Origin of the sequence: Lachnoanaerobaculum sp. MSX33 (genome assembly GCF_000512995.1) — a bacterium.
In the GTDB taxonomy this organism is placed as follows: domain Bacteria; phylum Bacillota; class Clostridia; order Lachnospirales; family Lachnospiraceae; genus Lachnoanaerobaculum.
Map to the genome: position 1 here is coordinate 1 of NZ_AZXX01000014.1, position 11,782 is coordinate 11,782.

General features: G+C 30.6%; 12 protein-coding genes. All 12 read left to right on the forward strand.

Going from position 1 to position 11,782, the window contains the following annotated elements:
- Positions 1 to 492: hypothetical protein (locus tag HMPREF1495_RS01915; RefSeq protein ID WP_034211578.1), on the forward strand; the 492-nt coding region annotated here is incomplete at its 5' end.
- A 36-nt stretch (positions 493 to 528) separates the two neighbouring features.
- Complete coding sequence (locus tag HMPREF1495_RS01920; RefSeq protein WP_242832827.1) at positions 529 to 735, forward strand: hypothetical protein; 207 nt, start codon at positions 529 to 531, stop codon at positions 733 to 735.
- A 173-nt stretch (positions 736 to 908) separates the two neighbouring features.
- A complete protein-coding gene (locus HMPREF1495_RS01925; protein ID WP_034211580.1) occupies positions 909 to 2,732 on the forward strand; it encodes a leucine-rich repeat domain-containing protein in 1,824 nt (607 codons plus the stop codon).
- Between the two features lie 57 nt (positions 2,733 to 2,789).
- Positions 2,790 to 3,020, forward strand: a complete 231-nt coding sequence (locus HMPREF1495_RS13740) for a hypothetical protein (RefSeq protein ID WP_198013536.1) — start codon at positions 2,790 to 2,792, stop codon at positions 3,018 to 3,020.
- 88 nt (positions 3,021 to 3,108) lie between these two features.
- Positions 3,109 to 3,720, forward strand: a complete 612-nt coding sequence (locus HMPREF1495_RS01935) for a leucine-rich repeat domain-containing protein (RefSeq protein WP_242832828.1) — start codon at positions 3,109 to 3,111, stop codon at positions 3,718 to 3,720.
- Between the two features lie 100 nt (positions 3,721 to 3,820).
- Positions 3,821 to 5,773, forward strand: coding sequence for a leucine-rich repeat domain-containing protein (locus HMPREF1495_RS01940; protein ID WP_034211582.1), 1,953 nt, complete (start codon positions 3,821 to 3,823; stop codon positions 5,771 to 5,773).
- Between the two features lie 156 nt (positions 5,774 to 5,929).
- Positions 5,930 to 6,976, forward strand: coding sequence for a leucine-rich repeat domain-containing protein (locus HMPREF1495_RS13955; RefSeq protein WP_242832829.1), 1,047 nt, complete (start codon positions 5,930 to 5,932; stop codon positions 6,974 to 6,976).
- A 12-nt stretch (positions 6,977 to 6,988) separates the two neighbouring features.
- Positions 6,989 to 7,588: a leucine-rich repeat domain-containing protein gene (locus tag HMPREF1495_RS13965; protein ID WP_256379697.1), complete on the forward strand. Its 600-nt coding sequence runs from the start codon at positions 6,989 to 6,991 to the stop codon at positions 7,586 to 7,588.
- A gap of 260 nt (positions 7,589 to 7,848) precedes the next feature.
- Positions 7,849 to 8,013: a hypothetical protein gene (locus HMPREF1495_RS01950; protein WP_156912973.1), complete on the forward strand. Its 165-nt coding sequence runs from the start codon at positions 7,849 to 7,851 to the stop codon at positions 8,011 to 8,013.
- Between the two features lie 9 nt (positions 8,014 to 8,022).
- Positions 8,023 to 9,039, forward strand: a complete 1,017-nt coding sequence (locus HMPREF1495_RS01955) for a hypothetical protein (protein ID WP_034211586.1) — start codon at positions 8,023 to 8,025, stop codon at positions 9,037 to 9,039.
- Between the two features lie 312 nt (positions 9,040 to 9,351).
- The gene (locus tag HMPREF1495_RS01960; RefSeq protein ID WP_034211588.1) at positions 9,352 to 9,816 is read left to right on the forward strand and encodes a hypothetical protein; all 465 of its coding nucleotides are present in this window, start codon (positions 9,352 to 9,354) and stop codon (positions 9,814 to 9,816) included.
- An 801-nt stretch (positions 9,817 to 10,617) separates the two neighbouring features.
- A complete protein-coding gene (locus tag HMPREF1495_RS01965) occupies positions 10,618 to 11,625 on the forward strand; it encodes a hypothetical protein (RefSeq protein WP_242832831.1) in 1,008 nt (335 codons plus the stop codon).
- Positions 11,626 to 11,782: the final 157 nt, after the last annotated feature.

Genomic DNA, 11,782 nt, shown 5'->3' on the forward strand with positions numbered 1-11,782 from the left:
TTGTATGCAGGTGCAAATATGGAGTATACAGACATTGAAGGAAATATCAGAATAATAGAAACTGAATCGGTACTGCTGGATATATATGATGAAGTTATAAAGCCATATATTTTAGGTGATTTACCTACCCTTGGCTCCTTTCAGATAACTGAAGGTAAAGAAACATTAGAACTGATAAAAAATTTTAATGATAATATGTTGCATGTAAAGATATGGAGTGCACATAAGAACAGGTATATAACGATTGCAGAGAACGAGGGATTGGAAGAATTTGAGGATATAAATAGTTTTGAAGAACTATGGAAATATATGAATAAACGAAATGACGAAAATATTTTATATATGAATGAGCTTGATATAGTTGGAAACGACAGAACAGGTCGGTCCGGAAGGTTTATATATGATTATGGAAATGGAGAAAGTAAAGAAATATCAGTGAGTGTGATTAGTTTATTTGAATTATTTAATTACAAGTACAAAGATTGGTCATAATGAGAGCTTTCAGGTTTTATGGGTGGTAATGTGACAATGGACATTGAAATTATGCAAAATCGGTTGTTTATGGAAAGAAGTGAAGAGTTTTTAAAAGAGTTTCCTCTGAAAAGAGATGATTATAAACAATGGATTTTTAAGGACTTGGAGGAACTTTTAGGAGAAAAAAACGCTAAATATATTGTGATTTCGCCACTCTATAGTAGTTTTATTACACAGTGGTCCTATATTAGTAATGGATGAAAACGGTGAAGTTGTTATGAAACCCATTCAATAAGTACATAGAATTATTATTTTAAATCAGAAAGACTGGGAATAATGAATGAATTACAAGAAGGTAAAAAAATGTAGATGATGAGATAATTAATCAGGGTAGTATTGAGCAATGAGGGTACATGATGTATTGAGGGATGTATATGAAATCAAGATATAAAATTTTCGTGATAATTATAGTTGGGATAATAGCTGTTTTTACATCATATATAACTTTGAATTTTAGGTGGCATTTAGTTTTAAGGGATAATAAAGTTATTGAATATAAGGCCGGATTAGTAGATAAAAATATAAGAAATTTGACTGTAAACATACCGGAAGGTACAACAGAAATTATGGAGGATGCTTTTTCGGGTTGTGAGTGTATAGAGAAAGTATATATTCCGGAAAGTGTAAAAATAATACATCGAAGGGCATTCATAGGCTGCGAAAATTTAAAAGAAATAAATCTGCCGGAAAGTTTAGAAAAAATAAACAGAGATGCATTTAATGGGTGCACAAGTTTGGAAGTAATAAGAATTCCTGAGAATGTAAAATATATCGGGGAATCAGCATTTAGCGGATGTACCACTTTAAAAGAAATATCATTGCCACAATCACTTAAAAAGATAAAAGAGATGACATTCTCTGAATGTAAAAACTTAAATAATATAGAGTTCCCACAAAATATTACAGATATTGAAATGGGTGCATTTATGGGATGCGAAAATTTGGAGGTCGTAAAATTTCCCGACACTTTAAGTAATATAGAAGGTTATGTGTTTTCCGGTTGTAAAGCTTTGAGAGAAGTGGATTTACCAAATAATTTAAAATATATAGATGATGCAACATTTAATGGATGCACAAGTCTCTCATCAATATACTTAAGTGATTCTGTTGAAGGACTTGGGTATAATGCTTTTGGAGAGTGTACTAAACTTAGCGAAATAAATATACCTGACAGTATCAGTCGGGTAGGAGCATATTGCTTTGAAGGTACAGAATGGTATAAAAAGCTACCTGTAGATTCAGTGGGATTAAAATATTATAAACATATATTATTTCAAGCAACTTACAATATGGAAGATGTTTTGGTTCCAACCGAGATTACTGTAATTGCAGGTGGTGCATTTATGGGACATGATGAATTAAAAAGAGTTACTTTATCAGACAGATTAAAGACTATAGGAGGATATGCATTTTCAGGGTGTAGTAACCTTTATAATATGGCAATACCGGAAACTGTGAGATATATCGGTTCATCAGCATTTTCCAATTGTAAAAGTTTGGAAAATATATCAATACCTGAAAATATCACTCATATATATGGCAACACTTTTGAAAATTGTGAGAAATTTCAATATATAGAACTGCCTCAGGAACTTGAATATATCGGTAAAGAAGCATTTAAAGGTTGTACCTTGATAAAAAACACTGTTATTCCAAAGAATGTAAAGCAAATAGATGATGGTGCATTTAGTATGTGTATAAACCTAGAAAATGTAGAGTTTGAGGGGGAACCGCTCTATATAGGAAATTCTTTTTATGACACAAAGTACTATAATAGCATAAAAGAGGATAAGTATAGTTGCAAATATATCGGGAATCATCTTATAGAACTTGTAGATAAAAAAAGAGGAAAGGTTATCATAAAAGACGGAACAATCAGTATAGCAAATAAAGCATTCTCTCAATCCAAGATAAGAGAAATAGTTTTTTCAAAAGAACTGAAAATGATTGGCGAGTCCGCTCTAGGTCATTGCTATAGATTAGAAGATGTGGAGTTTCCGGACGGGCTGATATATATTTCTAAGCTGTGCCTTATAGATTGCAGAAATTTAAAAAGAGTCTATATACCGAAGTCTGTGGACGACGTAGGAGAAAGTATACTCTTAGGCTCAGGTAATGTAAAAGAAGTCTTTGTTAGCAAAGAAATAGCGGAGAAGATTGATTTCTATAAAAATGTGAAAGTGAGATATATAGATTAGAAAGCGAATAAAAACATACCTTTATCAAAAGGAAGTGCTTTTGAAAAATTTGTTTTATTGCAAGGTAAATATGATACCGGGACAGGTTGGAGTAAGGTTGGTGATGAAACAGGATTTTACAGTGATGATAAGATCTATGATATATGGATTGAAGGTGAAGTTGAACAGCCTGCTATATCCACATCTTTTGGAGGGCGACAAAAGGTTTATCTATGCAAAGTAGAAGAGCTGCCGAAATTGAGAGATATAAAAGGGATTATGTGTCAAGCCTATAAAATCATAGAATGATATCCCGTTTATCCTGTGATAAGAGAGCTGATTATTTTATCAGACTTTGTATATCCGACAGGTTTTATAAATATTTATGATATGTCGGATGAACCGGTTTGGTAGAGAAATAAAGGGTGATTGCATTGAATTAAAAAACATACTAATCCCAAATAAGGTTGAACAAGTAGAATGGGGAACTTTTTCAGGTTGTATAAACTTAGAAGATGTAAAGTTTGAAGGGTGTCCTGAATATATAGGGTATGCATTTCAAGATACAAAATTCTACAATAATATTAGAGAGGATGAGTATGGCTGCAAATATGTGAGTGACCATCTGATAGAAGTGGTGGATAAAGAAGGGCAGGAGGTCATTATAAAAGAGGGGACAGTCAGCATAGCAAACCATGCTTTTTACCGTTCTAAAGTAAAAAATGTGGTATTTCCAAAAGAATTAAGAGTAATTGGTTCAATGGCTTTTGCTGAGTGTGAAAATTTGAAAACTATAGATCTTCCGGAAGGGGTATATGATATAGGATACCGATGCTTTTTTGATTGTAAAAACCTGGAAAAAGTTTATCTGACTAAGTCTATAGAAGTTGTCGGAAGCGAAATATTTTTAAATTGTAAAAAATTAAAAGAAGTTACTCTAAGTAAGATGATAGCTGACAGTATTGAATTTAATGAAAATGTTAAGTTGATATATAGAGTAGAGCTATAGAAGTTTTTAATATAGAGAAAACCTGGTGCATAATTTTGATTTAGATATATAAAGAGGAGCTGAATTAAAAGAGACAGCATTAGATTTGAATTGGAGGCATATGAATAGTAAAAAAGCTAAAGTTATCTTTATTGTATTTATAACACTGTTTATTATGTTATCAATATTAATGAATTTAAGAGGCCGGTTGGTAATAAAAAAAGGTGTTGTACTTAGATATAGAGTGGGAATAATAGAGAGAGTAAAAAAGAAAATAGATATAACAATACCTGAATATGTTACGGAAATCGGAAACCATGCTTTTGCAAATAATGATTTAATCGATAAAATAATTATACCTTCAGGGGTGAAAAAAATAGGTGAGTTTGCATTTATGAATTGTAGTAACTTAGAGGAAGTTGATATACATGGCTCTTTAGAAATAATAAATAAAGGGGCTTTTTATAAGTGCACAAGTTTAGATAGTATAAATTTACCTGATAAGCTGGAACAGATAGGTGATTATGCTTTCTTAAAATGTAAAAACTTAGACATAATAGAATTTCCATCTTCACTTAAAAGTATAGGTAAATTCAGCTTTTCAAATACTGCTTTAAAATCGGTTGAATTACCACAATCGGTAGAAGATATTAAAGACAGTACATTTTCGGAATGTAAAAACCTTGAGTACATGAATTTATCTTCATCTATAAAGAGAATAGGAAATAAGGCGTTTGAAGATTGTGAAGAGTTAAAAGTTGTAGATTTAACAGATAATTTGGAGCAGGTGGGAGATTATGCATTTTATAATTGTAAAAGTTTAGAAGGTATAGTATTTCCGGACTCACTTAAAAATATAGGTGAATTTAGTTTTTCAAGCACAAAGCTCAATGATGTAATTATGCCGGATTCTGTAACTCGGGTTGGTGCTTGTGCTTTTGAATATTGTGGAGAGTTGGAGAACATAAAGTTGTCTAAAAATCTTATAAATATAGGGGCAGAAACTTTGTGCGGTTGCTATTCATTAAAAGAAATAGATATACCTGAGGGAGTCACAGAAATAGGAAATAGTGCCATAAGCAAATGTCATAATTTGGAAATATTGAATATACCTGACAGTGTAGAAAAGTTTGGCTATAAATGCTTTTCAGAAACAAAGTGGATTGAAAATATACCTGTAAATGAAGACGGATTAAAAATTTATAGAGATATTTTATTAGAGGCAACAGATATACAGGAAAATCTGGTAATTAACCCAAATATAAACTTTATAGTCGGAGGTGTATTTCAAGACTTTGAAAAGCTGGAAAGTATTATCTTACCCAATAATATAAAGTGTATAGAAGAATATACTTTTCAAAATTGCATTAATCTTAAAAGTATAGAAATACCCTCCGGTGTGAATTGGATAGGGAGCTTGGCATTTGATAATTGTGAAAATTTATCTAAAATAGAGTTGTCAAAGGAATTGGAGTACATTGGAGAAAAAACATTTGGAGGCTGCAGTTCTCTAAAAAAAATAATAATTCCCAAGTACGTTAAACGAATAGAAGTGGGGGCTTTCGGGCATTGCATAAACTTAGAGGCTGTAAAATTTGAAGGAAATCCTGAGTATATAGGGAATTCGTTTTATGGCACAAAATATTATAAAGAGATTGAAGAAGATGAATATGGCTGTAAATATGTACAAAATCACATTGTAGGTTTTGTGGATAAAGGGAAAAAAGAGATTATTATAAAGGAAGGCACTGTTAGTATAGCTGATAATGTTTTTTCCGGTCTTCCTTTTGAAAAAGTGATTTTTCCTAAAGAATTAAAATATATTGGAGATTTTGCCTTTTCGTTTTGTAAAAACTTAAGAAGAGTTGAATTACCTAAGAATTTGATATACATAGGAGATTATGAATTTCAATTCTGCGACAAATTAGAATATATTTATATCCCTGAAAGTGTAAAGGAAATAGGAGAAATGTCCTTTGTAGGCTGTGACAGATTAAAGGAAGTTGTTATGACGAAGGAAGTTGCAGATAAATTATGGTATATCAGCGATAAGAAAGTAAGATATATAGATTAGAAAGCGAATAAAAACATATCTTTATCAAAAGGAAGTGCTTATGCAAAATTTGAGTAGTATTTTACCAATGTTACCGAATAAATAATGCACAGAAAGGGTGAAACAGTGAAATTATTAAGGAAAGGATATTTGAAAAAAAGGGTAATTATCGCCTTTATGTTTATAATTATTTTTACTGCCGCATTACAATATTGCGTAAGAAATATATTATTTGAACATATGGTTATATATAACAGTACTGTAAGAGGAATAAAAAGAGGTATTATAAATAAAGATGAGAGATCCAAAATACTAATTATTCCTGAAGGAGTTAAAAGTATAGGTACAAATGCTTTTATAGATAATACAGATATTGAAGAGGTGGTTTTGCCTGAATCACTGGTTAGTATAGAAGATTATGCTTTTGCGGGTTGTACCGGTTTGAAGAAAATTAAATTTCCACAAGGGCTAAAGAAAATAGGGCCTTTTTCATTTTTTGGATGTGAGAGTTTAGAAGATATAGTATTTCCGGATTCCTTGGAATATTTAATCGGGGGAAGCTTTGCAGGTTGCGTAAACTTAAAAAAAGTTGATTTTTCAGAATCAAAAACATATATAGGTTTAATGACTTTTAAAAATTGTACTTCACTAAAAGAGGTACAATTAGCAGAAAACTTAAAGGAAATACAGGATGAAGCTTTTTATAATTGTACAAGTCTTGAAAAGATTTATATACCTTTTAATACTCAAAATATAGGAAGTCGAGCCTTTATGGATTGTAAAAACTTGAAAGAAGTTGTCTTAAACAGAGAAGATATTTTGTTGGGGGCGGGAGCTTTTATAAATACTTTATGGTTATCAAAACTTCCGACAGATGACGGATATAAATATTTTTCAAATATTTTAATGAAGTATGAAGGAAATGAGAAGAAGGTAACAGTTAAAAACGGGATTAAAAGTATAGCAGGAGGAGCTTTTTTTGACTCGCCTACACTTGAGGAAGTTGTTCTTCCGGAAAGCTTAACAGTTATAGGGGGATCTGCATTCAGTTGTTGCCAAAAGCTGTCATATATAGATATACCGGACAATGTTGAGTTAATGGGAAAAAAAGTATTTGAAGCATGTGATTCTCTTGAAAGAATAGTATTACCGGATAGACTAAGGTCATTACCACAGTATAGTTTTCATCAATGTAAAAATTTAAAGGAAGTGATATTGGGATAAGACTTAAAAGATATTTTAGATAATTCATTTGCTGAATGCGAAAATTTAAAGTCGATTAATTTAAATGATAAAACAAGATATATAGGTGAGGTAGCTTTTGAGGGCTGTAAAAAATTGACTGATATAGGTGATTCTTCCGGTGTAAGTGTTGTCGGTTATAATGCATTAGATGATACCCCTTGGTACAGCAGTCAAGAAGAAGTGGATGGATGTAAATATGTAGGCAATGTACTTATAGAATGCTTAGATAAGAAAAAGACCGATATAAAACTTAAAGAGGGTACGACTATGATAGGAGATTTGGCATTTGAAGGTACAAAAATTTACAGTTTAGATTTTGCAAAGGGAATTAAAATAATTGGATATAGGGCATTTGAAAATTGTAGTAATTTATCCTTTGCTGTTATACCTGACGGTGTGGAATATTTGGGGTATGATGTGTTCTCTTCTTGTAAAAATTTAAGAGAAATTTATGTTCCTGAAAGTGTAGAGCGAGTTCAAGTAGAGGTATTTGGTAACGGCATATTTGATAATTATAAAAATATAGCCGTACCAAATCATTTGAGTGGAATGTTTATTTATAACGGAAAAGCAAGGATAAAATACTACTAGAATTATAATAAAGGTTATACGAAAATGTATAGAACCGTATCTAAAGAAAGCATACGAGGAAGAAGATTACATGTGGATATGTAGTATGAAATGTCTTGTAAAGGATATTGTAATTAAGCAAAGTGATTTTATAAATAGAGATTTGTTCAGATTATTTGAGTATAGCGATTTTTAGATATTAATTATTAACGAATAATTGTGATCAAAATGCAAGAAGATGGATTCAAGCAGGTGGAATAGCATTGGAAACCGGAGGGCATGTGGCTCCAAATTTGATATATGATTATAATGTTAGACAGATGAACATTGGAAGAAAAGTTAAGTATATAAATGGACAATATGGTGATTTATATGATATTTGGAATGTATTACATCCACAGCATTATTTTGTTACAGAAAATAAAAACTGTATTACATCGAATTAAGGGGACAGTATGAAAAGAATAAATTTAAAAAAGATAGTGGTATGTTTTTTAGCTTTTATGTGTATATTTTTGGGATATAAAAAATATAACGGCTATAAAATAATTCTAAATACCTCTAATCAACCACCAATAATATTTGCAGCTGATTTTAATAGTGGAGATAAAGGAACTTTTAAATATAATGTAAAGACGAGTAAAGCTGAAAAGATTTCTGATTATATATTTCATGAATTATCGTATAGTGAGGATTATGAAAAGATTATAGGTGTGATATGGGAGGATAGATTTCAGGGAATAGCTGAGTTGGATATGAAAAATTATGTATTTAGGCCTATTGTAGATTTAGAAGAACTAAATAAATGTGCCAAAAGTATAGGATTAGATGAAATCAAATATCACATGCATGGGGTAACTGATATCCATATGCCTAAATTTTATAAAGGTGGATATACTTTTTTTTGGAAAGATAGTAGAGATGTGATTTGCTATTTTTATAAAGAAAACGATGTTCAGGAAATGGAGGTGTTATATAAAACCGATCATGGAAATTATAGTTACTTTATTAAAGAAGGAAATGATAAAGATTTATTATTTGTAGAATCACGCCATGAAATTTATAACCAAAAGATTGAAAGAAGAAACATAAATAAAAACAATTTAGAAACATTAGGAGATGAAGAATTATTAATTACTTCAAGAAAGAATTTTAGCAATTCAACCGGAAACATGGATGTATCTAATGATACAAATAGGATTGTATATTATCAAAAACCTAATATATCTATTTATGATATAGATAAAAATAGTAAGATAAATATAAATAGTCAATACTTATTTTGGCAGGATATGGTATATATAAAGTTTTCACAGAATGAGAGGTATGTATTTTATGCAGTAGGAAACATTCCGTTTTTCTGGGCTGATGGGTATAGATTAATTTTTTACATAGTAGATAGCAAGACGGGAAATAAAATCCAATTGGATAAGTGGAAAAATGGAGACACATTTTATGGAATTGATTGGTAGTTGGTAATGTGTAAGATAAAGAGAAGAAATAGCCTATAAATATGATATCACAGGTAGGCTTGGCTTAAGTTACTCAAAATCAGGAAAAGCAAGAAGCTACAGCTATGACGGGCTTGGAAACAGGATAGGTTTTAAAGAATATGAAAAACAGATAGGCTATGGAGAAGATGGGCTTAAGACCATCTTGAAAGAAAATTTGTCGGAATTGACACCGTCATATGAAGAGAACTATATCCTTGACAGAACAAGGGCATATCACAATCCAAATTCTAATAATTTCTGCCAAAGCAATGTTTGGCATAGGGAGATTAAATGTTTATGATAAGCTTTACAATAAATGGTTCATGTATAACAAATGGAACGACAACAGAAATATGGAAAATGTTTGACAAGTTATCTTTCATGAAATCATTAAAAGGTAAAAAATTTCAAATGATATTACAAGGAAAAAAAAGTGGATTTAAGCATATTGGTTTGTGCTATTTAAAAGGTAGCATAGAAGAACAAGATAATGTATGTAAGATAGAATATACAATATTTCCGGAAATTATATGTATAATTTTATTTATACTTTACATTTCTATTTTTGTATACAAATTATATGTAGATATAGTGAGAGGAGCTAGTGGCTCTTTAAGTTGTGGAGTAATAATTAGTGTTATACTTACGATCTTACCGGCAATTTTAATTGTACTTGAGAGCAGAAGTCAGCAAAATGTATGTAAAGAAAGGCTACAATATTTGTTATCAGAAGGAAAGACGATAATACTGCTATAGGTCAAGTATGAAGACTTAAAAGAGTCTTATAAGGATATGTCAAAGGACTTTAAAAGACTGCTTCCAATGATGCATGGTGCCCTGCCTGTCATGGCAGGGGTACCGGGTGAAAGAGAGAAACTTATGCTGAAACTTAGATGAAGAACTGAAAGATAAGTTTAAAAAACATATAAATTCAGCCGGTAAAAGGGCAAATGCTTTACAGAATAGGAGAAATTTATGCCGGATATATTAACTTTATTATTAATATCTTTTGCATCGTATTTATTACTTTTTTGAGGTTGTTGGAGTATAGATAAAACAGATATAGAAAAACATAAGAAAAAAATAAAGCTTAATAAGTATACAAACATAATATTTTTTTTATGGCCAAGGAATGAAAAAGTATATTGGTTAGTATATATACTTATAATTAGTGAAAGTATAGTATTTATATTATTGTGGATATCATATATAACTAATACTGAGTATATTTTCAAAATATTATTCAAAATGTATATATACATTTATTTACTAGGAGGACTGATTCTTGTAATAAAGGTTTTAAAGAAAAGAGTGAAGAATTTTATAAGTGGTGAGAGCAGATAAACCCAATTAAAATTCGGTAAAGTACTGTATAGATATATGAGGAATATCTATAAATATAACAAAAGATAACTACTAAGTGGACTTTGCAGTTTAAAGGAAGGTGTAAAGCTTGCGAAGTATGCCTATGGTATTTAGGAAAGTTGGGTATGCAGATGTGATAAAAGAGTAAATCCATAATAGCAAAAACTGTATAACCGTAGATTAAGAGGTATAGTGTATGAAAAAATAGCAATATCAATACTTATATTTTTAATATTTCTTGGTAGTATATGGTTCCTGTATAAAAGATATATTGATTATCATATGATACAAACAGTAGAAAAACAACCTGATATAGTATTTTCTGCGGAATTTCACAGTGGAGATAAGGGAACATATAAATATAGTATTGGAAAGAAAGACCTTGAAAAAATTTCAGAGGATATTTTGCAAGAACTGTCATATAGTGAGAATTATGAAACTATTATTGCTGTAAAATGGGAGGATGACTTTCAAGGCTTGGTAGAACTTAATATGAAAGATTATACATATAATCCTATTATAGATTTGGAAACTTTAAATAACTGTGCCAAAGATATAGGCTTGGATGAGATTAAATATAGGTCCTTTGATACAGCTAATATACATATGCCAAAATACTTTAAGGACGGGTATACTTTTTTTTGGGGAGATTGGAGAGATGAACTTTGCTATCTTGTTAAAGAAGATGGTGTTTGGAATATGTATATATTATACAGTTCTGACGGTAGGAATTATTGTTATTTTATTGAAAGTAGAGATTCGGAAGATTTATTGTTTGTTGAATCAGAAAAAAGCATTTCAAAATATAAAATTGAATGCACTGGTTACAAAAAATGTACAGTTGTTGATGAAGAGAATATATTGCCTACCGAGAACGTGGGAGTACTTGATTTCGATGGAAATATAGATATGAATAATAAGAATCAAATAGTCTATTATGATGCTCCGGTAATATACATATATGACTGTAATATGAAGGAAAAGATGCACGTTGTTAATCAAAATCTGTTTTGGAAGGAACTTTTAGATATGAAGTTTTCGCAGGATGAGAAGTATGTATTATATACGGTAGGAGATATTCCATTTTTTTGGTCAAGCGGATATAGAATGAGTTTTTTTATAGTTGATTTAAATACAGGAAATAAAATAAGAACAGTTAAGTGGAAAAATGGAGACAGATTTTACGGAATTGATTGGTAGGTATGGATGATACAACAGCACTTGACAGCTATATTTTTTATGATGAAAAAAATTGCAAAGCAAGCTGCCGATGAAGGAGGTAGGATATCAAATTATTGGGGAACTAGGGTAAATTTAATATCTGTAGACAGTAAGACCTGTAAATCCTTTGGAGATT